Source organism: Sulfitobacter geojensis, from assembly GCF_000622325.1.
In the GTDB taxonomy this organism is placed as follows: domain Bacteria; phylum Pseudomonadota; class Alphaproteobacteria; order Rhodobacterales; family Rhodobacteraceae; genus Sulfitobacter; species Sulfitobacter geojensis.
The window spans coordinates 3,689,355-3,715,786 of record NZ_JASE01000005.1 but is presented as its reverse complement, the minus strand read 5'-3'; the positions used below and the strand labels follow the sequence as shown (position 1 = coordinate 3,715,786).

Genomic DNA, 26,432 nt, shown 5'->3' with positions numbered 1-26,432 from the left:
GGTTTCTCCAATCGGTTATCATTTATGTCTTCCTAGCGCGTGGGGCGGCCAAGGACCAGAGGCCCTGCAATTGTTACCGCCTGCGGTGTAATATGGGTGGCGATGCAGAGGGTTTCCACCCCGGCCTCTGTCGCCGCAGCATGGGCGGCGGCATAAGTCGGGTCAATGTCAGCGGCCATTGTGACATAGGTGCAGTCGGTACGTTGTACCAGATACAGCAGCACGGCGCGGTGTCCGGCATGGGCGACTTTGGCCAGTTCGCCCAGATGTTTGGCACCCCGCGCGGTAACGCTGTCGGGAAATTCTGCCAACCCTGTTTCGCGCGATAGGGTGACGGATTTGACTTCGACATAGGCGTCCGGCAATCCGTTTTCAGTCAGCAGAAAATCGATGCGGGAGTTGGTGCCGTATTTCACTTCGGGGCGCACGGTGGTGTAACGCTCAAGCCCTGCGACCTCGCGCGCTTCAAGTGCGGCGCGCACGGCCTTGTTGGGCAAAGAGGTGTCGACGCCGGTGAAATGGCCATTCTCGTGATCCACCAGCCGCCAGCCATAATTCAGCTTTTTCTTGGGATCATCGTTGGGTTCCAGCCAGATCTTTATGCCTTCATCGGCCAGTCCCATCATCGATCCGGGGTTGGCGCAATGGGCAACCACTTCGGTGCCGTCCTCAAGTCTGCAATCGGCCAGAAAGCGTTTATAGCGGCGGATCAGACGGGCGGGGACAAGTTGGGTTTGAAAGCGCATGGGGTGCGCCCTATACCCTATCCAAAGCACGCTCAAGGAGAAGCGCCATGTCCAACCCCACCGCCGCCATGATCGTCATCGGAGACGAAATTCTGTCTGGCCGTACCCGAGACAGCAACATGCACCATCTGGCAGGGCAATTGACCGAGGCCGGTATTGATTTGCAAGAAGTGCGGATGATTGGCGATGTGCGCGAGACGATTATCGGCGCTGTGCAGGCGATGTCGGCCATCTATGACTATGTCTTTACCAGTGGCGGTATTGGGCCGACCCATGATGATATCACCGCAGATTGTATCGCTGCAGCCTTTGGTGTGTCGATTGATGTGCGCGACGATGCGCGCGCGGTATTGGCTGAACATTATGCCAAGTCCGGCACCGAGTTGAACACGGCGCGTTTGCGCATGGCACGTATTCCCGCGGGCGCTGACCTGATCGACAACCCTGTTTCCGCAGCACCGGGTTTCAAGCTGGAAAACGTCCATGTGATGGCTGGTGTCCCGTCGGTGTTCACCGCGATGGTTGCTTCTGTATTGCCGACCTTGACGGGCGGCGCGCCACTGATCAGCAAAACCCTGCGGATCGAACGGGGCGAGGGCGATATCGCCGGTCCGTTGGGGGCCTTGGCTGACGCTTTCCCCTTGTTGTCGATGGGGTCATACCCTTTCCAGAAAGACGGGAAATACGGGGCCCATATCGTGATCCGGGGCAATGATGTCGACCAGATTGATGATGCCCTGGCGCAGCTTGAGGCCGCGTTTTCATGACCCCGACCTTGCCTGATTTGTTTGCCGCGTCCGAAGCGACATGGCCCGCCGCCCGCGTCTGGGAACAAGACGGGTTTACCTTGCGCGACGGGCAGGGCGGGGGGCAACGGGTCTCTGCCGCGACCGCCTTGGGCGCGGTATCCGGGGATCAGATCACAGCTGCCGAAAACGCCATGCAAGCCATGGCTCAGCGGCCGATCTTCTGTGAACGTGGCACGACGCCTGATCTGGACAGTGCGCTGGCCGCGCGGGGGTATCTGCGCAAAGACCCGACAACAATTTATGTGGCACCCATCGAACAGCTGACCGATGTGGAAATCCCGCGCGTGACGGCGTTTAGCATCTGGGAACCGCTGGCCATCATGAACGAGATTTGGGCGACCGATGGCATCGGACAGGCGCGGCGTAACGTGATGGCGCGGGCCGCTTGTAAAACGGGGATTTTGGCGCGATGGAACGAAAAACCGGCGGGTGCGGCTTTTGTCGGGGTACATAAAAATATCTGTATGGTGCACGGGCTTGTCGTGCTGCCACACCAACGCCGACAAGGGGTTGCCGAATGGATGATGCGCCGGGCTGCCCTTTGGGGCCACGCACAGGGGGCCACGCATATTTCCGTCCTCTGCGTCGATGCCAACGCCGGTGCAAATGGGCTTTACCGTGCTCTGGGCTTTGACGCTGTGGGCGGATACCATTACCGCGTATTGCCCGATTAAAGGACCAGATGATGCAAGACGACATGCCCACCGCCCTTGACCTGCCGATGATGGATCCGTTGCCGGAAGCCACGCAGAAATATTTCGATATCTGTCAGGAAAAACTGGGCATGGTGCCTAATGTGCTGCGGGCTCATGCCTTTGATGTGAACAAGTTGAACGCGTTCACAGCCCTTTATAACGACCTGATGCTGGCCGACAGCGCGCTCACCAAACTGGAACGCGAGATGATCGCGGTTGCCGTCTCCTCGGTCAATAAGTGTTTCTATTGCCTTGTGGCGCACGGGGCAGCGGTGCGTGAGTTGTCCGGTGATCCGGCCTTGGGGGAGGCCTTGGTGATGAATTATCGCGTGGCGAATATTACGGCCAAACAACGTGCGATGCTGGATTTCGCAGTGCAGCTGACCCAACACAGCGCAAGTGTCGAAGAAAAAGACCGTCAAACGCTGCGCGACGCAGGGTTTTCCGATCGTGACATCTGGGACATTGCCAATGTGGTAGGGTTTTTCAACATGACCAATCGCGTGGCCAGTGGCACAGACATGCGCCCCAACGCCGAATACCACGCACAGGCGCGATGATCCGCGCAGGCCTTGCCTTTTTGCTGATGGTGGCGGGGCCTGCGGGTGCCGTCGATTTCAACTTGCCTGCAACCGCCCGCCAGACCGTGGTGCGCGACACCGGCCCAGATATCTATGATGCGCCGATCGGAGTGTTTGAAAACGGACAGGTGGCAATGGTCACGCTGGAAGGGGCGGTACAGCGCGCGGCGTGGCGACTTGATTCACCGGGTCTGACACCGTTTCAGGTAATGCGGCCGCTGCGCGCGCAATTGATCGCAGCGGGGTATGAGATTGCGCTGGATTGCCGGGATGTGGTCTGCGGCGGGTTTGATTTTCGTTTCGCGACCGAAACACTGCCCGGCCCGAACATGTACGTTAACATCCGCGCTTTCCAGTTTGTGACGGGGCTGCGGATGGTCGACGGCGATCTGCGCGAGGCAGTGACGCTATTGGCAAGCACCTCTGCCACCTCGGCCTACGTCCAGATCATTCGCGCCGGCACCGCAGAGAAAGAAACGTTGTCAGTCACAACCGACGCTGCATTGCCCGTGGGCGCGGGTGCGGTCGAGATCGGCGATGTTTCGGCGGCGTTGCTGGGTAAGGGGCACAGCGTGTTGGGCGATCTGGACTTCGAAACCGGCAGCAGCAGTCTTGGCAAAGGGCCTTTCGAAAGCCTTGCCGCCCTTGCCACGTTTTTGCAGGACCGCCCTGATCTGCGCGTCGCTTTGGTTGGCCATACCGATACAGTTGGCGGGCTGGATGCGAATATCACGGTGTCACGGGCGCGGGCGCGTTCTGTGCGCCAGCGTTTGATCGAACGTCATGGCGTTGACGGCGCGCGGATGGATGCCGAAGGCATGGGGTATCTGGCACCGGTCGCCAGTAATCTGGAAGACGCAGGTCGCGAACAGAACCGCCGCGTTGAGGTGGTTCTGTTGGGCGCGCCGTGAAAGTCGCTAAAGCAGGGTGATGCTTGATCGCGACGACAGGGAGTCGCGGGCCAGTTGATCCGTGGCACCGATATGCCAGTCCAACCCGCTGTGCCCCGATTGCGCCGCTGCACGCAGATTGGTCGCCGCCTTTTGTGATTGTTGCGCGGTGTTTAACAGGGCTTCTGCCAGCTTGGCGCGGTCGTCGCGAATGGCCTTTATGCGCTGATCATGCGTTTCATTGCTGATCTGGCCAGCGGCAAGGGAAAGCGACAGTTTGTTCAGCTGGGCATCTTGCGCCGCCAGAAGGTCGGGCAAAGAGGTCTGGAGTGACGCCAGATTGTCATTCGCCTTACGCAGATTGCGCACCAGAGCATTGGGCGAGGCCAATGTAACCCGGCGTTGCACATCCTTTTTGCCCGCCATGTTGCCAATGACGGCACCCCCCGCGGCCCCGACTGCCGCAGTGGTGATGCAATTGCTGGCGTTGCTGGCTGACAGAACGCCCAGACCGCAGCCCACAGCCGCGCCAATCATGGCCCCTTTCAACGTAGACGCGCGCACAATCGCATTGGCATGCGCGTTCAACTGGCGCGCCTGTTTGGTCATCCCGTCAGAGGCAAGCACACTGCCATGAAACCCAAGCGGATTGGTCTCAAGCCGTGTCGGGGCATGTGGCGTGGTTTGCGCGCAAGCGCTCAGGGTTAGCGCTGCGATGCTCAGCAGGAGGGTGTGTTGTTTGATCATGAGCCTGTACTTTGGGTTATTGTTTCGCTGATGGATACACAGCGTTTCGGGCCGATTTGTGGCAACCTTTCCACCCACGAGGGAATGTTTGAAAAGTGATAAACATAAAAAACCCCCCGACGCGTTTGACGCACCGGGGGGTAAGTTTCACCGAGGGAAGCGGTGTAGAAAAGGGTGTAGGTATCACCAGTCGCTGGGGCCTTTGTCGGCGAATTCATGAACCAGAAAGTCGATGAAGGCGCGGACCTTGGGTTGGGTAAAGCGACCCGGAGGATAGACGGCATAAATACCTTGGGTTTCTTGCGGCAGGTCTGGAATGGCGTCCTCGACCAGACCTTTTTCCATGGCTTCGGCGTATAGAAAGCTGGGCAGATAGGCGATGCCAAGGCCGGAGATTGCCGCGTTCAGCAGGGACTGTCCGTCGTTCACAGACAACCAACCGGCAGTACGGACCTGACGTTTTTCACCGGACGGGGCCGTCAGTTTCCAGACATTGCCGCTGGACTGGTTTGAATAATGCAGCAGCTTGTGATCGTTCAGATCGTCGATCTTTTCGGGACGGCCGTATTGTTCGAAATACTTGGGCGATGCGATCATGCGTTTCGTGGTTTCCGTTAATTTACGGGCCCGCAATGTGCTGTCTTCCAGCTCACCGATGCGCACGGCCATGTCGAAACCTTCGCTGATCAGCTCAACATAACGGTTGTTCAGCACCATATTGACCGTAATGTCAGGGAAATCGCTTAGGAACTCCGAAAGGGCAGGCGACAGGTGGTTCACACCGAAATCCGTAGCAACCGAAATGCGTAAAAGACCCGAGGGCGCGGATTGCATGGAGGTGACCAACGCGTCGGCTTCACCCGCATCATTCAGAACACGACGGGCGCGGTCATAATAGGCAAGGCCGATTTCGGTGGGCGATACACGTCGTGTGGTGCGGTTCAGCAATCGCGCACCCAAACGTGCCTCCAGCGAGGAGACATGTTTTGAAACCGCGGATTTTGAAATCCCCATTTTCTTTGCCGCGTCGGTAAAGCCACCTTGATCCACCACGGTGGCGAAAGCTTCCATCTCTGTCAGGCGGTCCATACCCGCTCCTTCACATCACTTGTTTCAAGCGATGGTATGGCGGCCAATTCGGGCAGGAAGGGGGCAGGGGTGAGACAGTTGCAAGGTATTTGCGGGGATCGTTGCGGGCACGGAAACAAGTGAACGCTGTGTTTCCAGGACGCAAATCGCCATGCTGCGGCTGGCGGTGGATTCGCGCAGGGCGTAATGGCGCGGACGCAGGGACACATTGCTTGGCGCCCCTGCGTCCACTGAAGTTTACAAAGCAGCCGCCAGTCGCGTGCCTTGATCAATCGCCCGCTTCGCATCCAGCTCAGCCGCAACATCTGCACCGCCGATCACGTGGCAAGCCTTGCCTTTGGCTTCCAGCGCGTCCGCCAAGGACCGGTCCGACAGCTGACCTGCGCAAAGCACAATCGTATCCGCCTCTACCAATGTCGGGTTCTCGCGGGCCTCACCGAAAGAGACATGCAGCCCGTCGCCGTCAATCTTTTCATAGTTCACGCCCGCTATCATCTTGACCTCTTTCATGGTCAGGGAGGCGCGGTGGATCCAGCCGGTTGTTTTGCCCAGACCTTTGCCAACCTTGGTGGTCTTGCGCTGCAACATCGTGACCTCACGCGCGGCCTTGTCGGGCTGTGGTCCTTCGGGTGCCAGACCTGCGCGGTGTTCGGCGGGGTCGGTAACACCCCATTCGCGCATCCATTCGGGCAGGTTCAACGTGGTGCTTTCGCCATCATGCACCAGATGTTCGGACACGTCGAACCCGATGCCACCGGCGCCGATCACGGCTACCTTCTGGCCGACCTTTGCGGTGCCGTTCAGCACATCGATATAGCTGACGACGTTGCCCGCGTTCTGGCCCGGGATTTGTGGGTCGCGCGGGATGACGCCGGTGGCGATGATGACTTCGTCAAAGCCGTCCAGATCATTGGCGGAAACTTCGGTGTTCAGCTTAACGTCGACGCCCCGTTCTGCCACCATGGCGCGGTACCAGTCGACAAAGCCCCAGAACTCTTCCTTGCCGGCCACTTGTTTGGCCAAGTTCAACTGGCCGCCGATTTCGGACGCGCGGTCAAAAACCGTCACCCTATGCCCGCGTTCTGCCGCTGTCAGTGCCGCCGAAAGCCCCGCAGGTCCGGCCCCGACAACCGCGATGTTTTTGGGCGTTGCAACAGGTTCAACCAGCAACTCTGTTTCATAACAGGCGCGGGGATTGACGAGACAGCTGGAGATTTTGCCGCCGAAGGTGTGATCCAGACAGGCTTGGTTGCAGGCGATGCAGGGGGCGATCTGTGCGGCCTTGCCATTCATCGCCTTCGCGACGAAATCCGGATCCGCCAGCATGGGCCGTGCCATCGACACGATATCGGCACAACCGTCCGCCAGTACCTCTTCAGCGACTTCGGGGGTGTTGATTCGGTTTGACGCAATCAGCGGGATACCGATCTTGCCCATCAGTTTCTTGGTCACCCAAGCGAAAGCGGCGCGCGGCACAGACGTGGCGATGGTTGGGATGCGGGCCTCGTGCCAGCCGATGCCGGTGTTGATGATGGTCGCACCGGCTTTTTCGATCTCGACGGCCAGTTGCGCCACTTCTTCATAGGTCGATCCGTTCGGGACCAGATCAATCATCGATAGCCGGTAGATGATGATGAAATCGGGGCCCACGGTTTCGCGCACGCGCTTAACAACTTCAATCGGCAGGCGCATCCGGTTTTCGTATGAACCGCCCCAGCCGTCCGTGCGTTTGTTGGTGTGGGTGACCAGAAACTGGTTCAGGAAATATCCTTCGGACCCCATCACCTCGACGCCGTCATATCCGGCCTCTTTGGCGCGCCCCGCGCAGGCAGCGATATCCGCGATCTGCTTTTCGATGCCGGCTTCGTCCAGTTCTTTGGGCGCGAACATCGAAATCGGGGACTTGATGGCAGAGGGGGCGACGCAGTCGGGCGAAAACGCATAGCGGCCCGCATGCAGGATTTGCATGGCGATCTTGCCGCCTGCTTCGTGAACACGCTTGGTGACAATGCTGTGGTTTTTTACATCCTCATCCGACACCATCATCGCGGCACCATGTGCCACTGATCCTTCGGGGTTCGGCCCGATGCCACCGGTGACCATCAGCCCCACTTCGCCGCGCGCGCGGGTTGCGTAAAACTCGGCAACGCGGTTCCAGTCTTTGGTTTCCTCCAGCCCTGTGTGCATTGATCCCATCAAAACGCGGTTTTTCAGCGTGGTAAATCCAAGGTCGAGGGGGGCAAGCATATGCGGATAGCTGGACATGAGGCAGGGCCTTTCTGGCTGTAACAGGTTGGGGCAGACAACATCGCAAACATGTGGCCAAGTCACGCACAACGCCGCGTCATCACGCGCGCTATTGGATAACAGGCGCGAACCTGAGACAAGGGGAGAGACAGAATACGACGCCCAGTAAGCCAAGGATCAATGCACATGACCCCCGAAGAAATTGCCAAGCTGCCCTACCGCCCCTGCGCCGGTGTGATGTTGTTGAATGCCGACGGGCGGGTGTTTGTCGGGCAGCGCATGGATCGCCATTCCGATGCCTGGCAGATGCCCCAAGGGGGCGTGGAAAAGGACGAGGACGCAGGCGAAGCGGCGCTGCGCGAGCTGGAGGAAGAGACCGGTGTTTCACGTGATCTGGTCACGGTTGTGGCGGAAACCGCAGATTGGGTGCCCTATGATTTGCCGCAAGATCTGGTACCGCAATTGTGGAAGGGCCGGTTTCGCGGGCAGAAACAGAAGTGGTTTTTGATGCGGTTTCACGGTGAGGACGCGCAGGTCAATATCGTGACCGAGCATCAGGAGTTTTCAGCATGGAAATGGCTGCCGGTGAATGAATTGCTGGACAGCATCGTCCCGTTCAAACGCGCGGTCTACGAGGTGGTGCTGAGCGAATTCAAGGAGCACTTATGATACGCCTTTTGGCCCTTGCCTTGGCCATCTCTGCGCCGATGCCTGCATTGGCGTTGTCCTGTCTTGCCCCTGATGTGCTGCGCAGCTACGCGCAGTTTGATGCGGCCAAGGAAGAATATGTTGTGGTCCATGGCCGTCTGACATTGGACATGTCCGAACTGCCCAAAGGCATGATGGGGGATCAGCGGCCGCCACGGATGACCAAACTGTCCGCAGCGTTGAAAGGGAAATCGCTGAACGACAGCGGTTTCACAGTACCGTTTGACCGGCAATTGACGCTTGAGGTGACCTGCCTCAGCCAATGGTGCGGGCAGGTTCAGAACGGCGAGGATATACTCGCCTTTGTGCGCAAGGATGCCGACGGCTATGCGATGCGCGTCTCCCCGTGTGGCGGCACGGCTTTTGCAACGCCGAAACCCGCGATGCTAAAACAGGTCACGCAGTGCATGACCGAACAGAATTGCACGGGCGATTAACGGATCAAGGGCACATGGGGTGCGGCATCTTCCGGCAACAGGCCGGTAAGGCGGGGATCATCGGCCAGCTCGATTTTGCGGTGATACGGGGTGAACCCGCTGCGGATGTAAAAATCCAGCGCCTGTGGACTGTCGAACGTGCAGGTATTCAGATGGAACCGCGTGATTGGCGCGGCCCATGCCTGCCCGATTGCCTGATTCATCAAATACCGGCCTGCGCCACTGCCAATCAGCTTTGGCGTTAATCCGAAGTGAGCCAGTTCACATGCGCCGGGCTGGCGAAAATCCAGCTCCAGCAAGGCTTCGTCCTGTCCGTCCCGCGACAGGGTAAACACCGCGACCTCTGGGTCATTCAATATTTCCATGAGCGCGGCATCGTCCAATCTGCGGCGTCCGAACCACATCCAGGGGGAGCCGACGCGAGCGTAGACATCGCGATACCACGCCAGATCGGGGGTGGCTTTGCGAAAGGTGACCCCCTGCGGTAAGGCCACGTCGCGCCGCGCTGCCTGCGATTTCATTTCGAGTTGCGTGACCACCATCGCAACTTTGCCGTCAGGCACGTCGTGATATCCATCCGTCAGCATATGCTTACACCAAACCTTCGGCTTTGAATGCGGCCAGCATGTCCTTTTGCGGGCGCGGGCCGATGTGGCTGATAACTTCGCCAGCACAGAGGTTGCCCATGCGTCCACAGGTTTCAAGGTCAGCCCCTTTGGACAAACCGTAAAGGTAACCGGCGGCAAACTGATCGCCCGCCCCGGTGGCATCCACCGGCGTTACAGATGTGACACCGACATCAACGCGTGCGCCGTCCTTTATCAATGCCACACCGTCGCCTGAACGGGTGCACACGACGTTGGCGCAAATGTCGGCAGTTTTAGAAAGCGCGACCTCAAGGTCATCAGTTTCGAACAACGACTTCAACTCGGCTTCGTTGCCGATGACATAGCCCAGATCGTTTTTGATGAGAGACAGGAAATCGGCGCGGTGGCGTTCAACGCAGAACGGATCGGAAATTGCGATGCCGGCCATACCGCCGCCCGCTTTGGTCGCACGTGCCGCTTCGCGAAAGGCGGTTTTACCTGCGTCATGGTCAAACAGATAGCCTTCGAGGAACATCAGTTTGGCGTTGCCGCTGACCGCTTCGGGCACATCTGCCGAGGTCAGGCCGGTTGAAATGCCCAGATAGGTGTTCAAAGAACGCTCGCCGTCCGGCGTGACAAAAATCATGCAGCGCGAGGTCGGCGTTTCGCCATCCGCTACCGGCGGGTTCACAAAGTCGATGCCGTGATCTGTCATGGCGCTGGCATAAAACCGGCCCAATGAATCGTCGCGCACACGCCCGATAAAGGCGGATTGCATGCCAAGCGCACCAGCCCCAGCGATGGTGTTTGCCACTGCACCGCCGGGGGTCTGCACGCGTTCGTTCATTGCGCCATACAGCACTTCGGCGCGGTCCTGTTCGATCAGTTGCATTATGCCTTTTTCAATGCCCATTTCGGCCAGAAAAGGGTCATCGGTTTGGGTGATCACATCCACAACGGCGTTGCCGATGCCAACAAGGTCATAGGTTTTCATGTCGTTTTCCTTTGGGGATTAGTGGACGGTCTTGTCCTCGAAAGGGCAGAGGTCCTTGATTATGCATGTCGGGCACATGGGTTTGCGTGCCTTACAGTGATAGCGCCCGTGCAGGATCAGCCAGTGATGCGCATGCAACTGGAAATCCGCGGGAATGTTGTCTTCGACCGCGCGCTCCACGGCCTCTACGGTTTTGCCGGGGGCGATGCCGGTGCGATTGCCGACCCGGAAAATATGGGTGTCGACGGCTTGCGCGGGCTGTTGCCACCACATGTTCAACACAACATTGGCGGTCTTGCGTCCTACACCGGGCAGGGATTGCAGCGCGGCGCGTGAGTTTGGCACTTCACCGCCATACTCATCGACCAGAATTTGGCTCAGCTTCATCACATTCTTCGCTTTCTGGCGAAACAATCCAATGGTTTTGATATGGTCGGTCAGCCCGTCCAACCCCAAGTCCAGCATTTTCTGCGGGGTGTCGGCCACCTTGAACAGCTCTTTCGTTGCTTTGTTCACACCGGCATCGGTGGCCTGCGCCGACAGGGCGACGGCAACGACCAAGGTATAGACGTTCACGTGGTCCAATTCGCCCTTCGGCTCTGGATCGGCGTCCTGAAAGCGGGTGAAAATCGCGCGGATGGTATGATAATCGAGCTGTTTTGCCATGGGCGTTGGTATGGGCGAAACCGGCAAGGGGGGCAAGCCGTTGCGCATGTTTCGGGTCGCAAGGGCCGCAATTGCTGCCTAGATTGGGGGCATGAACCAGACAACACACATCCCCGCATTTGACGACGGCTATCACTATCAGGTCATGCGCCGCGCCATTGAACTGCTTGACGGGGCCGAAGAATCCCTGACCCTTGAACAGATTGCCGAGGCGATGGGCATGTCGCCCGCACATTTCCAGCGGCTGTTCTCACGTTGGGTCGGCGTGTCCCCGAAGCGCTATCAGCAATATCTGATGCTGGGGCAGGCCAAGGAAATGCTGCGCGACCGCGCCACCACCTTGCAAGCCGCGCATGAGGTCGGCCTGTCCGGTACGGGACGTCTGCACGACATGTTTCTGCGTTGGGAGGCGATGAGCCCGGGTGAATTTGCCCGCGCGGGGGCGGGGCTGACCGTGTATTGGGGGTGGTTTGACAGCCCCTTCGGGCTGGCGCTGGTGATGGGCACGGAAAGGGGCATTTGCGGTCTCGCACTCGCAGCGGAGATGGGCAAGGATGCAGCGATGCAGGATCTGGTCACGCGCTGGCCGAACGCAACCTTTGTCGAGGATGCGGACAGGTTGCGCCCTTGGGTACTCACCGCCTTTGGTGCCGAAGATAGCACACGCGACAAGGCACCGGTTTACCTGATCGGCGCGCCTTTCCAGATCAAGGTCTGGGAAGCATTGCTGCGGGTCCCTTCGGGTCATGTGACCACCTATTCCGATATTGCCAGCGCCATCGGCAATCCCAAAGCGGTGCGCGCGGTTGGCACTGCGGTGGGGCGCAATCCGGTGTCGTGGTTGATCCCCTGCCACCGTGCCCTGCGTAAATCGGGGGCTTTGGGCGGTTATCACTGGGGATTGCCAGTGAAACGCGCGATGCTGGCGTTCGAGGCCGCGCGGGCAGAGGTTTAGCCCGTGTGCCTAGGCAAGATACTGCCGATGCATATTTCCCCGTGATTTTATCCGGTGGCGACCCCATATATACCGCATTGAATAATGCGCCCTGCCCGAACGGGGCCCGAACACAAAGGCAGTAGCTATGATTTCTTCGAAACTTTCCTTGGCCGCAGCAGTGGCCGGTTCGCTTGCGCTTGGCGCATGTACGCAACCCGCCGGTATTCTGGCGCAGCCGGGTGATCCGAACCAGAAAACCAAGAACGGCGCTTTGATCGGTGCGGCCTCCGGTGCCCTGATCGGCGCTTTGGCCAAAGACGACAACCGCGGTGATGGCGCGCTGGTCGGTGCGGTTGTTGGGGGCGCGCTGGGCGCGGGTATCGGTTACAACCTTGACAAGCAAGAGGCCGAACTGCGCCAGCAGATGGGGTCTAACGTGGCGATTACCAACACGGGTGATCGTTTGATCGTGACCCTGCCCAACAACCTGTTGTTTGCAACAGACAGCAGTGTTCTGACGCCGACCTTGCAGGGTGATTTGCGCGCCTTGGCACAGAACGTTCAGGTTTACGCGGACTCAACATTGCAAATTGTCGGTCACACCGACAGCGACGGCGACGCAGCCTATAACCAGACTCTTTCCGAAAGCCGCGCACAATCCGTGGCGAATGTGCTGATCAACAGCGGTGTGCCGCCACAGCGTGTGCGCACCTTCGGTCGCGGGGAAAGCCAGCCGGTTGCGAGCAACCTGACACCTGAGGGCAAGGCACAGAACCGCCGCGTCGAGATCGTGATCCTGCCGAACCCTTCCTGATCTTCTCGACCTCAGCAAAAACGCACAAAGCCCCTGCATTTCGCGGGGGCTTCTTGCTTTTTAGCACAAATGGCTCAGGTATAGCCTATCTGAATTTCTTGCTAGGAGGCATCCTATGACCACCCCTAAACTTCTCGGTATCTCTGGCTCCTTGCGGGCCGATGCGACCAATACCAAACTGCTGCACGAAGCCGCACGTCTGTTCGGCCCGTCCGATTTCGACCTGCTCGATATCCGGTTCCCTCTTTATGACGGGGACGACGAAGCGGCCAATGGCGTGCCGCAAGCCGTGCAAGACGCCGCCGCGCGGATTGCTGCGGCGGATGCGGTGATCATTTCAACGCCCGAGTATAACAAAGGCCCCTCCGGTGTGATCAAGAACGCGTTGGACTGGATCAGCCGCGCGGACGGCACCCCGTGGAACAACAAACCTGTTGCCGTGATGTCCGCCGCTGCTGGCCGTGCCGGGGGCGAACGCGCACAGATGATCCTACGCAGTTTCATGGTGCCTTTCCGTCCGCGCATCCTTCAGGGTCCGGAACTGCATCTGGCAGCAAGCTCTGACGCCTTTGACGAAACCGGTCAGCTAACCGGCGAGATGTACGTCAAAGACCTGACGCAGCTGATGCAGTCCTTGCGCGACATGATCTAAGGGCGCGCCGCAGGCCCGATCCCTGTTGGTCGGGCTTGCAGGGGCGGGCCGGTTTCCTTTAGGCCGTGGGGATGGATACGACACAAACCCCGCATATCACCCAGCATGACATCCTTGATCCGGCGCGTGCTAATGCGATGCACGTGGCCTTGGGGGTGTCGGCGGGCTGTGCCACCGGCACGCCGCTGCCTCCCTTCTTCCACCAGCTATATTTCTGGGACCCTCAAGTGGCCGAACAACTGGGTCGTGACGGGCATCCCAAGGTTGGCGGGTTGATCCCCGATATGGGGTTGCCGCGCCGGATGTGGGCGGCGGGGCGTCTGGCGTTTCACGCGCCGCTCAGGGCCGGCGTGGCTGCGACGCGCACCAGCATCTGCGAAAGCGCGACGCCGAAACAGGGGCGCAGCGGACCGTTGGGTTTTGTCACCCTGCGCCATGACGTGCATCAAGACGGGCAGTATTGCCTTAGCGAGTGGCAGGATCTGGTGTACCGCGAAGATCCCGATCCGGCAGCAGTGAAACCCGCCTTGATCATGGCCCGCACGGATGAAGAACACCACGAGCAGGTATCGTTTTCATCGACGCTTTTGTTCCGCTATTCCGCGCTTACTTTCAACGGGCACCGCATTCATTACGATCTTGATTATGCGCGCGACGTCGAAGGCTATAGCGGGCTGGTGGTGCATGGCCCGCTGTTGGCGCAACTTCTGATGTTGATGGCGCAGGACCAGCTGGGCCCGCTTGAAACATTCAGTTTTCGCGCGACATCTCCCTTGATGCATTTCGAAACGGCAACGCTGTGTCGCAAGGGCCGTGATCTATGGGTGCGCGGGCCGGACGGGCGGCAATGTATGACGGCGCAGGCCTAGAAACTCTGATCGACGCGAAACCCGTCGGGGATTCCTTCGTCGCGGTCATCGAGCAGCAGGTCGGCCATCACATGGGCGATCTTGGGGGCCATCCCGAAACCGATCTTGAAACCGCCGTTGGCGATGAAATGCCCCGGTCGGTCCGGCCAAGCGCCCAGCATCGGGGCGCGGCTGCGGGCGCGGGGACGTACACCGGCCCAGCGTTCCAGCACAGGTGCATCCGTCAGAACCGGCAGGGCAGCACGCGCTTGGGCGATCACATCGTCCAGCATCGCGTCGGTCTGTGTGCCGCTTGTGAAATCCCGTTCGGATGTGGACCCGATGGCAACCGTGCCGTCGTTGTGCGGGATCACGTGAATGCCATCCGCGTAAAGCTGCGGCAGTCCACGCGCGTCATACGCCAGCAGCGCAGCTTGTCCTTTGACACCGTTGCCCATCGGGCGGCTGCGCCCGGTGTTCAGGGCCTCCAGACCGGCAACCCCCGTCGCCCACAATACTTTGCCTTCATCGTCGCCCTGCGCCTTTACCGTCACGCCGTGCGCGACAAGTGCGGCAACCAAGGCCTGACAGGCCTTTCGCGGATGAACCAAAGCGCTCAGCGTGTCGCGGATCACAAAACCGGCGGGGCTGCGGGGTTGCCAATCTTCACCGGTCGCGGGGATGACCTCCCACAAGGCATGAACTTGCCAAAGCTCCCTTGCGGTCTGCGCCCGTTTGCGCGCCAGTATGAGGGCGTGATCGTCGGCGATGGGCTGGATGCGCCCGTTTCTGGCATACCCCGATGACACACCGCTTGCGGCCTCGACATCTGCCCAGAACCCTTCGGCCATCAACAGGCTGTCGAGTTGAAAGGCCTTTTTGGGGTTCCAGTGTTCCGGGGCATGCGGGGCCAAGGCACCGACGACACCGCCACTGCTGCCCGCCGCTGGCCCGAAAGGGTCAATCAGCTGGACCTTGGCACCGCGCTGCACGGCAACCCATGCAATCGACAGGCCAAAGATGCCCGCGCCGCGTATCGTCAGATCATATATTGCCAATGCCTGCTCCTTCACGCATGCCTGCGTTATGTCCTCTTTACGCGGGTAGCCCATGCAAAACCAGACTGATCAAATCACGTGGCGCGACGGCGATGTGCCGGTGTCGACCCGTTTTGACGACCCTTTCTTTAGCCTTGAGAATTGCATGGCTGAAACGCAACATGTGTTTCTGGATGGCAATGACCTGCCCGCCCGGTTTGCGCGCGGTTTTCGCATAGCTGAGTTAGGGTTCGGGACGGGGCTGAACCTGCTGGTCGCTTGGGATGCGTGGGACAGGGCCGGCATCACAGGGCCGCTGCATTTTACCAGCTTCGAGGCCTTTCCGATGACCCCCGATGATATGGCCCGCGCCCATCAGGCATTTCCCGCGTTTGACGGCAAACGGGATGCGCTGGCGGCTGCGTGGCAGGGCAAAGGCGGGGTGATTGAACTGCCCGGATTGCGGGCCGAAATCGTTGAAGGCGACGCGCGGCTGACCTTGCCTGCGTGGCAAGGACAGGCGGATGCATGGTTTCTAGACGGGTTTTCCCCCGCCAAGAACCCCGAACTCTGGGCGCCCGAATTGATGCTTGAGGTCGGCGCGCATACTGCCCCGCTTGGCACCGCTGCGACCTATACTGCCGCAGGATTTGTGCGCCGTGGATTAGACGCGGCCGGTTTCGAGGTGGAGCGCACAACAGGATACGGGCGTAAACGCCATATGACCGGCGCAAGGATGCCCGCATGAGCCAAAGTAACAATATCCCCCTTGGCATCGGGCTGATGATTGCCACAACTTTTGTGTTTGCGGTGCAGGACGGGCTGTCCCGGCACCTGGCGGGGGAATACAACGTGCTAATGGTGGTGATGATCCGCTATTGGTTTTTTGCGGCTTTTGTCGTTGCCATTGCACGGCGCAACGCGGGCGGTGTTCGTGCGGCCGCACAAACGCACCAGCCGGTTTTACAGGCCTTCCGCGGCGTTTTGCTGGCGGCTGAAATCTGTGTGATGGTCGCAGCCTTTACCGTTTTGGGGCTGGTCGAAAGCCTTGCCGTGTTCACTTGCTATCCGCTGTTGGTCGCCGCCTTGTCGGGGCCGGTGCTTGGCGAAAGCGTGGGCTGGCGACGGTGGCTGGCCATTGGCGCGGGCTTCGTCGGGGTGATCATCATTTTGCAACCGGGGATGGGCGTGTTTGACCCTGCCGCCGTCATTCCGTTGGTGTCGGCAACCCTGTTTGCCATTTACGGGTTGCTCACCCGATATGCCGCGCGGCTGGACACCACCGCGACAAGTTTCTTCTGGACCGGCACGGCGGGGGCCGTTGCGATGACGCTGGTGGGGCTGTGGTTCTGGGAGCCGATGACGGGCACCGACTGGATTTACATGATGTTTTTATGTGTGACGGGGGTGACCGGCCATTGGTTGTTGATCCGCTGCTACGAAGTGGCAGAGGCCAGCGCGGTGCAGCCCTTTGCCTATTTCCAACTTGCGTTCGGCGCGATCATCGGGATCAGCGTGTTTGGCGAAACGATCCGTACCAATGTGGCCATCGGCGCGGCAATTATCATTGCAGCGGGTTTATTCACTTTTTGGCGCGAGCGACTTCAGGGTCGCGCCAATGAGCTCCTGTGAAAACGGCACGGGCAGGGGATCTTTGCCCAGACGCGCGCGATAGATCGGCAGGCTTTCGGTCACGCGCATGATGTAGTTTTGTGTTTCGCGAAACGGCACCATTTCGACCCAATCGACAATGTCGATGTCGCCTTTGCGCGGGTCACCGTAATCGGCCATCCAACGCGGAGGGCGCGCGGGGCCCGCGTTATAGGCCGCCGAAACCATCACCACATTGCCGTCAAACCGGCCTGCCATCTGTGATAGGTATTCCGCGCCGAGCCGCGCGTTATAGACCGGATCCGCGGTCAAACGGTCGGTGGTGTGCAATTCGCTGACACCCAGATCACGGGCCACGTCGCGTGCGGTTGCCGGCATGATCTGCATCAGCCCGCGCGCGCCGACACCGGATTGCACAACGGGGTCGAATTCGCTTTCGCGCCGTGCAATCGCAAGGGTCATTTCCGGCACCATCGGCAATTCCATCTGCGTCAGCGGGTGCAGTGCATAATAGGGCGCGGCGATCGTCAGGCCACGGCGCGCGGCCCGCTTGCCGATCATCACCGCAAGATGCGGCTGGCCGGCGTCAATTGCGGCCTGTCCAAGCAGGGCAAGGTCCTCGGGCACCAGTTGTTCGGCAAGGTGGGTCCAGAACCGTTCGGCAAGGTTCAGTTCGCCGGAGGCTTGCAGCAGTAAACCGGCCTCGAACAAAGGGGCGTTCGCCAGTGGCGATGTGCGCCAGTATTGCGCGGGGGGCGCGCCGGCCAAGGTCGCGTCAAAGGGCAGACCGGCGCGTTCGGCGGCAAGCAGCCCGTAAAAAGACGTCTGGTATTCCGCGCCCATTTCATAGGCCAGCTGGGCTTCTTCTGTCTTGCCCATCGCCTCCAGTGCCCGGCCCTGCCAATACCCTGCGCGGCCCTGCGAAATAGGGGACTGCACGACGCTGTCGTGGTTCAGGAAATGCTGCAAGGCGGCTTCGGGGTCATTCAGGAACCGCAGGGCGATATAACCCGACAGCCATTCCAGATCGGCGTAATGCGAACCACCGTCAAGAAAATGTTGCGAGGCCAAGGCATAGGCGCGTTCGGGATCGCCAGAGCGCATTTCGCCCCGCGCCAAGGCACGCCGCCGGTTGGCCCAAGCAACGGGTTGGCCCAAGGCCTCTGCACTGGTGGAACGCTCCAGCATCAGGGTTTTGGCATCGTTCACCAATCCTTTACGGATGCGCCATTCAAAGCGGTCCGCCTGAAGCCCCGCATCTGCGGCCTGCGCAGCGGGTAAGGCGTCGATCAACCGGTTCACATCACCTGCCCGCTTTTGCAAAGCGATGCGGGTTTCGGCCAAGGCGATATCGTCCTTGCCGACCAGGTCAAACATCTGCCGCGCCTCTGCGTGTTCTCTGGCCCACAGCATCGCATCAAGGCGCGCTTTGTGGTGGGGTTTAAGCAAGTCTTCGTGCGTTGCCAGAAACAGGGCCTGCGATGTCGGGTTCATTGCCATGGTGCGCCACGCGAGCACGACATTGGCCTCTGCCTCGCCCCGCTGGTCGGCACGGATCAAAGCGGCGGCATGGGCCAGCACACCGCGCGGCGTCTGCGCAGGCATCGCGGCAAAAAACGACAGAATCGCGGCATCGTCCTGTTTTATCACCACGTCTTCGGCTTGTTTGCGCAGATAGGCCTCGCCGGGCCAGTCGGGGCGGCGGTTCAAAAAATCGGTGACGTCGGCATAGGTGCCGCGCCCCGCCCGCAGGCGTTGCCATTCGATCACGTCCGCCGCGACCTGCCCGTCACGTGCCGCGAGTTGACCCGCAACCTGCCAATTGCCGTTGCGCATCGCCTCCATCGCCCAGCCCAACGGGCGGGGGCGCTCGGCCCAGGCACTAAGGCCAGTGATGAAAACAAGCAGCACTGCGGTCAGAATCCGTGTCATCACTTGCATTTCCTGTCGGCAAAGGGCTAGAGCCTTGCATCATATCCAAGAGACTGGCGCAATCAAATCACAACGCCGGTATTTTTCCCCGTCAGGCGGATGCCTGCCGTCATCGTCCAAGTTTGGCACAACAAAGGAGCGTGCACATGTTCAAAGGCTCACTGCCTGCCCTCGTCACGCCGTTTCGTAACGGCGCGCTGGATTTGGAGACACTGAAGAAACTTGTCGAATGGCACATCGGTGAAGGGTCAAGCGGGCTGGTTCCTGTCGGTACCACCGGCGAATCGCCAACCCTGACACACGGCGAACATGAAACCGTCGTTGAAGAGGTGGTAAAAGCGGCCGCAGGGCGCATTCCGGTGATTGCCGGTGCAGGTTCGAACAACACGGTTGAATCGATCCGTCTGGCCCAGCACGCCGAGAAAGTCGGCGCGGATGCGATCCTTGTTGTGACGCCCTATTACAACAAGCCGACGCAGCGCGGGTTGATTGCGCATTTCACGGCCATCCACGACGCCTGTGCCTTGCCGATCGTCATCTACAACATCCCGCCGCGTTCCGTCATCGACATGACACCAGAGACGATGGGCGAACTGGCGCAACTGCCGCGTATCATCGGGGTCAAGGATGCCACCGGCGATCTGGCGCGCGTCAGCATGCAGCGGATCACCTGTGGTGCGGATTTCTGTCAGCTATCGGGGGAAGACCCCACAGCGCATGGTTTCAACGCACAGGGTGGTGTGGGCTGTATTTCGGTCACGGCCAATGTGGCCCCGCGTCTGAGCAGCCTGCTTCAGGCGGCCTGCGCCAAAGGGGATTATGCCGCCGCGCTGGAAATACAGGACCGGTTGATGCCATTGCACAAAGCCATCTTTACCGAACCGGGTCTGGTGGGCGTGAAATACGCCATGTCGAAGCTGGGCCTTTGCTCGGATGAGGTGCGTTTGCCGCTCACGAGCCTGACGGATGAGACGAAGGCAATGGTCGACGCAGCACTGCGTCATGCCGGTCTGCTCAACTGATCCTGAAATAACGTAAGGCGGGGATAATCCCGCCCTACGGCGCGTGTTGATGTAGGGCGGGGTTATCCCCGCCGCTGTGCTTTACCGCTTGCCGTAATACAGGCCGACGACATGTTCGGCTTGCGCAAAGAACAGCCAGCGGGCCGTCAAGACGCCGCCGACATGGGCCAGGACGGCAATTACCGCAAGAATGTGATTGAACGGCAAAAGCAGCAACAGAACCGGCAGCACGCTCATCAGCGCCAAGGCGATGATCCGCAGTTTCGTTGCATGTTTGCGCCCGATCACATGCACAAATTCACGCAACAGATAGTTGGTGCCGGTGTGGGGCGGTTCAAAGGCCCGCACGCTACCGATCCCGCCCAACTGTGTGGCGGAGGCCATGTCACTGCCACTTTGTGCCAGTCGTTTGTCACCCAGCATCCAGGTCACGATCTGAATGCCACCTGCGATGACAATCAGCAACATCGCCCCTTTGACCTGTCCGGCCAGCAGCGCGCCGCCGGCAAGCGAAAGGGACAGAAAGTTCAGCGGTGTCAGGGGCATATTCCAGCGCGGTACGGTTTTAAGCTGGGCATAGATCATCGAAGTGGTGAACACGGTTCCAATGGAAAACAGCGCGCCCAATATGCCAAGGAGCGTCCAACGGGTATCAAAGAACACTAGTCCAAGCCCGTAAATGCCCATCAATACAAGCGCCGCAACCGCGCACCACGCTTCGCGGCTTAGCCAGCTTGAGCGCCACTGGGTAAACGCCTTGAGCGCGCGTTCAGGGTGGCCAAGGTGAAAGGTCGAGGAGATCAGCCCGCCAACGGCCAGCAGATAGGCGATGGTGAAAAAGGCAAATGCCGAAGTGCCGGTGACAGCAGGCACGCCAAGGCCTAGCCAGACAAGCAGCCCGAAACCAAGGCCTGAAAACACCGAGAAGAAGATGACGGAAGGTGCGGGATGCATCAGATTTTCTCCAGTGCTTTGTCGAGCCAGCCAAGGAAACCCTTGGGCTCTGCCACGACCGGTTCGAGGAAGGGGGCGAGCACGTCAAACTCTGGCCCAGAGCTTGGCAATGTGTCTTTGGGGCGCGGGGGCAAGTATTTATTGACGGGCTTGGTGCCTTGTTCGGGCATCAGGTCAACGCCGCCACGTTCTGCAACCAACTGGCTAACGGCGCTATCGGGGTCGCCGAGATCACCAAAGTGACGCGCACCGGCAGGGCAGGTGCGCACGCAGGTTGGTTCGCGATCCACTTCGGGCAGGTTTTCGTTATAAATACGGTCCACACAGAGGGTGCATTTTTTCATCACCTTCTCTTCCTGATCCATCTCGCGCGCGCCATATGGACAGGCCCAAGCGCATAGCCCGCATCCGATGCAGTCGCTCTCGTTGACCAGAACGATGCCGTCCTCGACACGCTTATAGCTGGCCCCCGTGGGGCAGACCGTGACGCAAGGCGCATCCTCGCAATGCAGGCAAGATTTGGGGAAGTGGATCAGCTGAGCCGCCCCTTGTTCAGGCTGTACTTCGTAGGAATGCACGCGGTTGAGGAAAGTGCCTGAGGGGTCGGCACCGTAAGGGTCTTGATCGGACAAGGGCGCCCCGTAGTTTTCCGTGTTCCAACCTTTGCAAGAGATCACGCATGCATGGCACCCGACGCAGGTATCAAGGTCGATAACCAGCCCGAGCTTTTTGTCGGTTGTCTGTGGCAATGTTGTCATGGGTTTTCCTCCGCACGGGGGTCAAGACTTTCGAAAAAGTTCTGAGATTTTTCTTGCAAGACAAACAGGTTTCTCATTTGCCAACCTTCCATGCCAGTTTATCGGGCCCTTTCCCGACGGGGGATTCAATCGGTGGATATTCAGGCCGCGATTCTTTAGGTGCTTCCGTCTTTTCGATCCGCACCTTCAAATCAAACCATGCCGCCTGACCGGTGATCGGGTCGGAGTTGGCCCACCGCATGCCGTCCGCTTTGGGGGGCAGAAGTTCGTGGATCAGGTGGTTAAGCAGGAAGCCCTTGGTCGCCTCGGGTGCGTCTGTATCCAGCGCCCATGCGCCTTTGCGTTTGCCGATGGCATTCCACGTCCAGACGGTATTTTCGTTCAGCGCGGCCATCTCCATTACCGGTACGGTGATTTCGCCGTGTGGCGAGGAGACCCGCGCCCAATCGCCATCGCTCAGATCATTCTGGCGCATCAGTTTGGTCGGCAGGTACAGCGGGTTGTGTCCATGCAACTGACGCAGCCAAGCGTTTTGCGATCCCCATGAATGATACATCGCCATGGGGCGCTGGGTCAGCGCGTTGATGGTGTAACCCTCATTGCCCTGTTGATCGGTCTCGTACCAGATCGGCAGCGGTGACATCGTCTCTTTGATCCGCTCGCGCAGATGGCCGGGCGGTTGCCGTTCACCGTGGCCTTCGGCGGCCAGTTGGAATTTGCGCATCGGCTCGACATAGAGCGAAAACAAGTAGGGCTGTGGGCTGTCGAACAGGCCCATGCCGACGGCCCATTCCTGATACTTCATGTTCCACGGCTTATAATAGGTCGCCCCGTCGGGGATGTGTTCGACGAAAAAACCGCCATTTTCGATGTAATTGTCGATCTGGCCTTCGTTCACGCCGCCGCGCCCGGATTGCAGGCCCTTTTCGCCCATGCGCCAACCTGCCAGCGGCCCAATACCCGGACGGCGTTCGTGGTTGATGATGTAATCGGCGTAGTCGGCGTATTTCTGTGTGCCATCTTCATTGACGAAGCCGGGTAAACCCAGCTTTGCACCCAGATCACATAAAGCGGATTGAAAGCCTTTGACGTTGCGGTCGGGTTCGACCACAGGCCAGCGGATGGCATCCGCCGCCGCGTCCGCCTCGCAGATCGGGCGGTCCAGCAACGAGATACAGTCGTGGCGCTCAAGATAGGTGGTGTCAGGTAGGATCAGGTCGGAATAGGCAACCATTTCAGAGCTATAGGCATCGGAATAGATGATATGCGGGATGACGTAATCGCCGTTCTCGTCCTTGTCCGTCAGCATTTCCATAACGCCGCCGGTGTTCATCGACGAGTTCCACGACATGTTCGCCATATACATGAACAGCGTGTCGATCTTGTAAGGGTCGCCCGCATGCGCGTTCGAGATGACCATATGCATCAACCCGTGGCTGGACATCGGGTTTTCCCATGTGAATGCTTTGTCGATGCGGGCCGGTGTGCCGTCGTCTTTCAGCGCCAGATCGTCAGGACCATGCACAAAACCAAGGTGCGGTCCGTTTAGCGGTGCGCCGGGTGTCATGCCGACGTGCGGCTTTGGGTGGGCTGTCGCTGGCTTGGGATAGGGTGGTTTAAAACGGAAGCCGCCCGGAACCTCGACCGTGCCAAGTATGATTTGAAGCGTGTGCAGTGCGCGGCAGGTCTGAAAGCCGTTGGCATGGGCCGAAATCCCGCGCATGGCGTGGAAGGACACAGGGCGGCCTGTCATGGTCTTGTGCTTCTCGCCGCGGAAATCGGTCCACGCGTGATCCAGCTCGAATGCTTCGTCAAAGGCAACGCGGGCAAGTTCCGCAGCGATCGCACGGATACGCTTGGCGGGGATGCCGCAGCGCTCCGCCACAGCTTCCGGCGCATATTCATCGCTCAGATACATCTCGGCCATCTGGTGAAAGACGGGGCGGTGGGTGACGCCTTTGGCGCGGTGGGTGGCCGACAGATCAGGTTTGACGCCGGGTTTATCATAGGCGGTAAGTTTGCCTGTTACGCGGTCCACGACCAGTTGTTTGCCGCTTTCGTCCCGCAGATAAAGACCGTACTCGGGTGATTTTTCATCGTTGTTCACCAGAACGGGTGCGTCTGTGTACTGCGCGAGATAGTGCAGATCCATCTTGCCCGCCTTCATCAGGCAATGGATCATCGACAGGATGAACAAACCGTCCGTACCGGGGGTGATTCCGACCCAATCATCGGCGACCGCGTTATAACCGGTGCGGATCGGGTTCACGCCAATGACGCGCGCGCCACGACCCTTGATTTTACCGATGCCCATTTTGATCGGATTGCTGTCGTGGTCTTCGGCAACGCCAAACAGCATGAACAGCTTGGTATGATCCCAATCGGGTTGACCGAATTCCCAAAACGCGCCGCCCATGGTGTAGATGCCGGCGGCGGCCATGTTTACTGAACAGAAGCCACCATGTGCCGCATAGTTCGGTGTGCCAAAGGCCTGCGCCCAGAGGGATGTGAAGGATTGCGACTGGTCGCGACCGGTAAAGAACGCGAGCTTTTCGGGATTGTCTTTGCGGATGGGCTCAAGCCAGTCAGCCGCGATCTGATAGGCCTCATCCCAACTGATTTCTTCGAACTCGCCAGACCCGCGCGGCCCGACCCGCTTGAGCGGCGATTTCAAACGTGAGGGCGCATTGTGCTGCATAATCCCTGCGGACCCTTTGGCACAAAGCACACCCTTGTTGACCGGATGATCGCGGTTGCCCTCGATATAGGCAACTTTGCCCTCTTTCAGATGCACATTGATCCCGCAGCGACAGGCACACATGTAGCAGGTCGTCTTGCGAATCTCGTCGGATACCTTGGGCGACAGATCTAGCTTGGGCTGGTTCATGGTGTCGGTCCTTTCTTAGGTCAGATCATGCTGCGGAGCAGGGAGAATGCCGCCAGCCCGATCAACAGACACAGGCAGAAGGGTTTGTAATAGGGTTCCCAACGGGGATTGAAGAGCTTGGTGCCAAGCCAGACGCCCAGCAGTGTAATTGGCGTAAGCGTAAGGGCAGAGAGCGTAGCGGTATAGGTCATCACGTTGAAAAAGATCAGATAGACCAGTGAGCCGAGGGAGCCGATTAAGAGATAAAGCACCAGCGTTCCGCGCATGGAGCGCGCGCTGTTGTTCTGACTGAGCACGTAGAGCGCCACAACCATACCGCCCACATGTGCGACGCCTGACACTATTCCCGCGATAAATCCGGTGATGAGCGTGCCTGCGCGACTGGCCAAGGCCGGAATGTTGACCCTGAGCAGCTGAAGTGCTGCGAGCACCAGAATGATGGCCAGCGCGATTTGCTTGGACGCTTCGACCGGGAGCGTCACCGTCATCCACAAACCCAGCGGCCAGCCCAACCAGTTGCCGATCACCAGCAGTGCTGTGCGCGGACGATCCGCATCTTGCCAGCCGCCGCGTGCCATCAGCAGGCTCGCGGCCATTTCCTGAAACCACAGAATAGGAATCAACAGGATGGGTGCGATAAAGCTTGCCGCCGATGCCATTACAAGCGCGGACAGCGCAAAGCCCGCAAAGCCGCGCACCAGTCCGGCGACGAACAGGATGCCGAAAAGAAGGATCGTTTGGGAAGGGGTGGTGGGCAGCGCTGACCATATCTCAGTCATTGCCGTTTGCCTGAAGAGCCGTGACCGCGATCATGTTGGTCACGTCCTCTGCCGTACAGCCGCGCGACAGATCGTTTGCCGGTTTGGTGAGGCCCTGAAGAACGGGACCGATTGCATCACAGCCACCAATCCGCTGCGCGATCTTATAGCCGATATTGCCAGCATCAAGGTTGGGAAAAATCATCACGTTCGCATGTCCCGCCACGGAGGACTCCGGTGCCTTGGACTTGCCTACCGACGGGACGAAAGCCGCGTCGAATTGCAGCTCTCCATCGGCTTCAAGATCGGGATGACGCTCTTTCAGAATGCTGGCCGCATCGCTGACTTTGGTCACATTGGGATGCTTCGCGCTGCCCATGGTCGAGAAGCTGAGCAAAGCGATTTTGGGCGCTTCATCAAGCAATTGGCGGTGCGACGCGGCAGAAGAAGCGGCAATGGCCGCAAGCTCGTCTGCATCGGGGTCAATCACCAGGCCGCAATCGCCAAAGGTCATCGCAGCACGGCCTGACGGATGATTATCCGGCAAAGCCATCAGGAAAAAGCTGGAAACAAGCGGCGCATCCTTGGCTTTGCCGATGACCTGCAAGGCGGCACGCACGGTATCGGATGTGGTATGTACAGCGCCGCCAACGGTGCCATCCGCATGGCCGTTGCGCACCATCATCGCGGCAAATACCAGCGGATCGCGGGCCTGTTCGGCGGCGAAATCCTCGCGGATACCTTTATGTTTGCGCAGGTCGTAATAGGTTCTGGCGACCTCTTGCGTCATATCGGACGTTGCCGGATCTTCGATGGCGATCAAATCAGCTTCGGTTGCGCCCACCTCTTTCATAAGGCCGGTCACGATTGTCGCAGAACCGACCAACGTGATACGCGCGATACCTTCACGCACAGCTTCAAGCGCGCCGGCCACGATCCGGGGATCGTGGCCTTCGCTTAGGACGATATGGGCAGGCCGGGACGCCGCGCGGGTGCGTAACTCATGCAGCATTGTCATGGCCTGTC

Annotated in this window: 27 protein-coding genes; 13 read left to right on the top strand and 14 right to left on the bottom strand. The window is 59.4% G+C overall.

What is annotated here, in order from left to right:
- Nucleotides 1-32: 32 nt before the first annotated feature.
- On the bottom strand, nt 33-746 hold the full coding sequence (sfsA, locus tag Z947_RS0120210; protein WP_025046097.1) for a DNA/RNA nuclease SfsA: 714 nt from the start codon (nt 744-746) through the stop codon (nt 33-35).
- Between the two features lie 47 nt (nt 747-793).
- Here sfsA and Z947_RS0120205 point away from each other — a divergent pair, with 47 nt between their 5' ends.
- The 4 genes from Z947_RS0120205 to Z947_RS0120190 are packed head-to-tail and all read left to right on the top strand — an operon-like array spanning nt 794 to nt 3,742.
- Nucleotides 794-1,513, top strand: a complete 720-nt coding sequence (locus tag Z947_RS0120205; RefSeq protein WP_025046096.1) for a competence/damage-inducible protein A — start codon at nt 794-796, stop codon at nt 1,511-1,513.
- Entirely contained in the window at nt 1,510-2,229 is a 720-nt protein-coding gene (locus Z947_RS0120200; RefSeq protein WP_025046095.1) for a GNAT family N-acetyltransferase, read from the top strand. The genes Z947_RS0120205 and Z947_RS0120200 overlap by 4 nt, the downstream gene beginning before the upstream one ends.
- 11 nt (nt 2,230-2,240) lie before the next feature.
- A complete protein-coding gene (locus tag Z947_RS0120195; RefSeq protein ID WP_156026675.1) occupies nt 2,241-2,810 on the top strand; it encodes a peroxidase-related enzyme in 570 nt (189 codons plus the stop codon).
- Nucleotides 2,807-3,742, top strand: coding sequence for an OmpA family protein (locus Z947_RS0120190; RefSeq protein ID WP_025046093.1), 936 nt, complete (start codon nt 2,807-2,809; stop codon nt 3,740-3,742). Before Z947_RS0120195 ends, Z947_RS0120190 begins: the two co-directional genes overlap by 4 nt.
- Nucleotides 3,743-3,748: 6 nt before the next feature.
- Here the strand turns inward: Z947_RS0120190 and Z947_RS0120185 are convergent, their stop codons facing one another.
- The 3 genes from Z947_RS0120185 to Z947_RS0120175 all read right to left on the bottom strand — a co-directional run bounded on the left by Z947_RS0120185 (nt 3,749) and on the right by Z947_RS0120175 (nt 7,822).
- Complete coding sequence (locus Z947_RS0120185) at nt 3,749-4,468, bottom strand: glycine zipper domain-containing protein (protein ID WP_025046092.1); 720 nt, start codon at nt 4,466-4,468, stop codon at nt 3,749-3,751.
- Nucleotides 4,469-4,651: 183 nt separating this feature from the next.
- Nucleotides 4,652-5,557, bottom strand: a complete 906-nt coding sequence (locus Z947_RS0120180) for a LysR family transcriptional regulator (protein WP_025046091.1) — start codon at nt 5,555-5,557, stop codon at nt 4,652-4,654.
- A gap of 237 nt (nt 5,558-5,794) precedes the next feature.
- A complete protein-coding gene (locus Z947_RS0120175; RefSeq protein ID WP_025046090.1) occupies nt 5,795-7,822 on the bottom strand; it encodes an NADPH-dependent 2,4-dienoyl-CoA reductase in 2,028 nt (675 codons plus the stop codon).
- A gap of 168 nt (nt 7,823-7,990) precedes the next feature.
- Here Z947_RS0120175 and Z947_RS0120170 point away from each other — a divergent pair, with 168 nt between their 5' ends.
- Nucleotides 7,991-8,473: an RNA pyrophosphohydrolase gene (locus Z947_RS0120170; protein WP_025046089.1), complete on the top strand. Its 483-nt coding sequence runs from the start codon at nt 7,991-7,993 to the stop codon at nt 8,471-8,473.
- Nucleotides 8,470-8,949 carry a hypothetical protein gene (locus Z947_RS0120165; RefSeq protein WP_025046088.1) on the top strand — a complete coding sequence of 160 codons (480 nt, stop codon included), beginning with the start codon at nt 8,470-8,472 and terminating at the stop codon, nt 8,947-8,949. The genes Z947_RS0120170 and Z947_RS0120165 overlap by 4 nt, the downstream gene beginning before the upstream one ends.
- Here the strand turns inward: Z947_RS0120165 and Z947_RS0120160 are convergent.
- Genes Z947_RS0120160 through nth form a run of 3 tightly spaced genes read right to left on the bottom strand, consistent with a single transcriptional unit; the run spans nt 8,946 to nt 11,196 of the window.
- Nucleotides 8,946-9,536 (bottom strand): GNAT family N-acetyltransferase, encoded by a 591-nt coding sequence (locus tag Z947_RS0120160; protein WP_025046087.1) that lies wholly within the window; start codon nt 9,534-9,536, stop codon nt 8,946-8,948. The two genes, Z947_RS0120165 and Z947_RS0120160, sit on opposite strands and share 4 nt — an antisense overlap.
- A 4-nt stretch (nt 9,537-9,540) precedes the next feature.
- Nucleotides 9,541-10,530, bottom strand: a complete 990-nt coding sequence (locus Z947_RS0120155; RefSeq protein ID WP_025046086.1) for an adenosine kinase — start codon at nt 10,528-10,530, stop codon at nt 9,541-9,543.
- Nucleotides 10,531-10,548: 18 nt separating this feature from the next.
- Nucleotides 10,549-11,196, bottom strand: a complete 648-nt coding sequence (gene nth, locus Z947_RS0120150; protein ID WP_025046085.1) for an endonuclease III — start codon at nt 11,194-11,196, stop codon at nt 10,549-10,551.
- A gap of 91 nt (nt 11,197-11,287) precedes the next feature.
- On the opposite strand from nth, the gene Z947_RS0120145 reads away from it, so the two are divergent.
- The 4 genes from Z947_RS0120145 (at nt 11,288) to Z947_RS0120130 (ending at nt 14,468) form a co-directional block, all read left to right on the top strand.
- Nucleotides 11,288-12,151 carry a methylated-DNA--[protein]-cysteine S-methyltransferase gene (locus tag Z947_RS0120145; protein WP_025046084.1) on the top strand — a complete coding sequence of 288 codons (864 nt, stop codon included), beginning with the start codon at nt 11,288-11,290 and terminating at the stop codon, nt 12,149-12,151.
- A gap of 127 nt (nt 12,152-12,278) precedes the next feature.
- Complete coding sequence (locus Z947_RS0120140; RefSeq protein ID WP_025046083.1) at nt 12,279-12,947, top strand: YiaD family glycine zipper/OmpA-like lipoprotein; 669 nt, start codon at nt 12,279-12,281, stop codon at nt 12,945-12,947.
- Between the two features lie 115 nt (nt 12,948-13,062).
- The gene (locus tag Z947_RS0120135; RefSeq protein ID WP_025046082.1) at nt 13,063-13,599 is read left to right on the top strand and encodes an NADPH-dependent FMN reductase; all 537 of its coding nucleotides are present in this window, start codon (nt 13,063-13,065) and stop codon (nt 13,597-13,599) included.
- 71 nt (nt 13,600-13,670) lie between these two features.
- Complete coding sequence (locus tag Z947_RS0120130) at nt 13,671-14,468, top strand: HTD2 family dehydratase (RefSeq protein WP_025046081.1); 798 nt, start codon at nt 13,671-13,673, stop codon at nt 14,466-14,468.
- Here the strand turns inward: Z947_RS0120130 and Z947_RS0120125 are convergent.
- The gene (locus tag Z947_RS0120125) at nt 14,465-15,499 is read right to left on the bottom strand and encodes an NAD(P)/FAD-dependent oxidoreductase (RefSeq protein WP_037939790.1); all 1,035 of its coding nucleotides are present in this window, start codon (nt 15,497-15,499) and stop codon (nt 14,465-14,467) included. The genes Z947_RS0120130 and Z947_RS0120125 overlap by 4 nt on opposite strands.
- Nucleotides 15,500-15,557: 58 nt before the next feature.
- Between Z947_RS0120125 and mnmC2 the strand changes: the two genes are divergently transcribed.
- Nucleotides 15,558-16,232 (top strand): tRNA (5-methylaminomethyl-2-thiouridine)(34)-methyltransferase MnmC2, encoded by a 675-nt coding sequence (gene mnmC2, locus Z947_RS0120120; protein ID WP_025046079.1) that lies wholly within the window; start codon nt 15,558-15,560, stop codon nt 16,230-16,232.
- Nucleotides 16,229-17,116 (top strand): DMT family transporter, encoded by an 888-nt coding sequence (locus Z947_RS0120115; protein WP_025046078.1) that lies wholly within the window; start codon nt 16,229-16,231, stop codon nt 17,114-17,116. The genes mnmC2 and Z947_RS0120115 overlap by 4 nt, the downstream gene beginning before the upstream one ends.
- Here Z947_RS0120115 and Z947_RS0120110 read toward each other — a convergent pair.
- Nucleotides 17,063-19,036 (bottom strand): lytic transglycosylase domain-containing protein, encoded by a 1,974-nt coding sequence (locus Z947_RS0120110; protein WP_025046077.1) that lies wholly within the window; start codon nt 19,034-19,036, stop codon nt 17,063-17,065. The two genes, Z947_RS0120115 and Z947_RS0120110, sit on opposite strands and share 54 nt — an antisense overlap.
- Before the next feature lie 137 nt (nt 19,037-19,173).
- Here Z947_RS0120110 and dapA point away from each other — a divergent pair, with 137 nt between their 5' ends.
- Nucleotides 19,174-20,049, top strand: coding sequence for a 4-hydroxy-tetrahydrodipicolinate synthase (gene dapA, locus Z947_RS0120105; protein ID WP_025046076.1), 876 nt, complete (start codon nt 19,174-19,176; stop codon nt 20,047-20,049).
- A gap of 81 nt (nt 20,050-20,130) precedes the next feature.
- Here dapA and Z947_RS0120100 read toward each other — a convergent pair whose 3' ends face one another.
- From Z947_RS0120100 to pta, 5 genes are all read right to left on the bottom strand, one after another.
- A complete protein-coding gene (locus Z947_RS0120100) occupies nt 20,131-21,003 on the bottom strand; it encodes a dimethyl sulfoxide reductase anchor subunit family protein (RefSeq protein WP_025046075.1) in 873 nt (290 codons plus the stop codon).
- Nucleotides 21,003-21,761, bottom strand: coding sequence for a 4Fe-4S dicluster domain-containing protein (locus Z947_RS0120095; RefSeq protein ID WP_025046074.1), 759 nt, complete (start codon nt 21,759-21,761; stop codon nt 21,003-21,005). Before Z947_RS0120095 ends, Z947_RS0120100 begins: the two co-directional genes overlap by 1 nt.
- Nucleotides 21,762-21,834: 73 nt before the next feature.
- Nucleotides 21,835-24,648 (bottom strand): molybdopterin oxidoreductase family protein, encoded by a 2,814-nt coding sequence (locus tag Z947_RS0120085; protein WP_025046073.1) that lies wholly within the window; start codon nt 24,646-24,648, stop codon nt 21,835-21,837.
- 20 nt (nt 24,649-24,668) lie between these two features.
- Nucleotides 24,669-25,427 (bottom strand): sulfite exporter TauE/SafE family protein, encoded by a 759-nt coding sequence (locus Z947_RS0120080; RefSeq protein WP_025046072.1) that lies wholly within the window; start codon nt 25,425-25,427, stop codon nt 24,669-24,671.
- The gene (pta, locus tag Z947_RS0120075) at nt 25,420-26,424 is read right to left on the bottom strand and encodes a phosphate acetyltransferase (protein WP_025046071.1); all 1,005 of its coding nucleotides are present in this window, start codon (nt 26,422-26,424) and stop codon (nt 25,420-25,422) included. Before pta ends, Z947_RS0120080 begins: the two co-directional genes overlap by 8 nt.
- Nucleotides 26,425-26,432: the final 8 nt, after the last annotated feature.

Excerpts from the sequence above, each read along its gene's own strand:
- mnmC2 (WP_025046079.1), top strand. The coding sequence starts at position 15,558 with ATGCAAAACCAGACTGATCAAATCACGTGGCGCGACGGCGATGTGCCG.
- Z947_RS0120190 (WP_025046093.1), top strand. The coding sequence starts at position 2,807 with ATGATCCGCGCAGGCCTTGCCTTTTTGCTGATGGTGGCGGGGCCTGCG.
- Z947_RS0120145 (WP_025046084.1), top strand. The coding sequence starts at position 11,288 with ATGAACCAGACAACACACATCCCCGCATTTGACGACGGCTATCACTAT.
- Z947_RS0120170 (WP_025046089.1), top strand. The coding sequence starts at position 7,991 with ATGACCCCCGAAGAAATTGCCAAGCTGCCCTACCGCCCCTGCGCCGGT.
- Z947_RS0120195 (WP_156026675.1), top strand. The coding sequence starts at position 2,241 with ATGCAAGACGACATGCCCACCGCCCTTGACCTGCCGATGATGGATCCG.
- pta (WP_025046071.1), bottom strand. The coding sequence starts at position 26,424 with ATGACAATGCTGCATGAGTTACGCACCCGCGCGGCGTCCCGGCCTGCC.
- Z947_RS0120160 (WP_025046087.1), bottom strand. The coding sequence starts at position 9,536 with ATGCTGACGGATGGATATCACGACGTGCCTGACGGCAAAGTTGCGATG.
- Z947_RS0120155 (WP_025046086.1), bottom strand. The coding sequence starts at position 10,530 with ATGAAAACCTATGACCTTGTTGGCATCGGCAACGCCGTTGTGGATGTG.
- Z947_RS0120085 (WP_025046073.1), bottom strand. The coding sequence starts at position 24,648 with ATGAACCAGCCCAAGCTAGATCTGTCGCCCAAGGTATCCGACGAGATT.
- Z947_RS0120095 (WP_025046074.1), bottom strand. The coding sequence starts at position 21,761 with ATGACAACATTGCCACAGACAACCGACAAAAAGCTCGGGCTGGTTATC.
- Z947_RS0120175 (WP_025046090.1), bottom strand. The coding sequence starts at position 7,822 with ATGTCCAGCTATCCGCATATGCTTGCCCCCCTCGACCTTGGATTTACC.
- dapA (WP_025046076.1), top strand. The coding sequence starts at position 19,174 with ATGTTCAAAGGCTCACTGCCTGCCCTCGTCACGCCGTTTCGTAACGGC.
- Z947_RS0120110 (WP_025046077.1), bottom strand. The coding sequence starts at position 19,036 with ATGCAAGTGATGACACGGATTCTGACCGCAGTGCTGCTTGTTTTCATC.
- Z947_RS0120140 (WP_025046083.1), top strand. The coding sequence starts at position 12,279 with ATGATTTCTTCGAAACTTTCCTTGGCCGCAGCAGTGGCCGGTTCGCTT.
- Z947_RS0120115 (WP_025046078.1), top strand. The coding sequence starts at position 16,229 with ATGAGCCAAAGTAACAATATCCCCCTTGGCATCGGGCTGATGATTGCC.
- Z947_RS0120180 (WP_025046091.1), bottom strand. The coding sequence starts at position 5,557 with ATGGACCGCCTGACAGAGATGGAAGCTTTCGCCACCGTGGTGGATCAA.
- Z947_RS0120165 (WP_025046088.1), top strand. The coding sequence starts at position 8,470 with ATGATACGCCTTTTGGCCCTTGCCTTGGCCATCTCTGCGCCGATGCCT.
- nth (WP_025046085.1), bottom strand. The coding sequence starts at position 11,196 with ATGGCAAAACAGCTCGATTATCATACCATCCGCGCGATTTTCACCCGC.
- Z947_RS0120080 (WP_025046072.1), bottom strand. The coding sequence starts at position 25,427 with ATGACTGAGATATGGTCAGCGCTGCCCACCACCCCTTCCCAAACGATC.
- Z947_RS0120205 (WP_025046096.1), top strand. The coding sequence starts at position 794 with ATGTCCAACCCCACCGCCGCCATGATCGTCATCGGAGACGAAATTCTG.
- sfsA (WP_025046097.1), bottom strand. The coding sequence starts at position 746 with ATGCGCTTTCAAACCCAACTTGTCCCCGCCCGTCTGATCCGCCGCTAT.
- Z947_RS0120185 (WP_025046092.1), bottom strand. The coding sequence starts at position 4,468 with ATGATCAAACAACACACCCTCCTGCTGAGCATCGCAGCGCTAACCCTG.
- Z947_RS0120135 (WP_025046082.1), top strand. The coding sequence starts at position 13,063 with ATGACCACCCCTAAACTTCTCGGTATCTCTGGCTCCTTGCGGGCCGAT.
- Z947_RS0120200 (WP_025046095.1), top strand. The coding sequence starts at position 1,510 with ATGACCCCGACCTTGCCTGATTTGTTTGCCGCGTCCGAAGCGACATGG.
- Z947_RS0120130 (WP_025046081.1), top strand. The coding sequence starts at position 13,671 with ATGGATACGACACAAACCCCGCATATCACCCAGCATGACATCCTTGAT.
- Z947_RS0120100 (WP_025046075.1), bottom strand. The coding sequence starts at position 21,003 with ATGCATCCCGCACCTTCCGTCATCTTCTTCTCGGTGTTTTCAGGCCTT.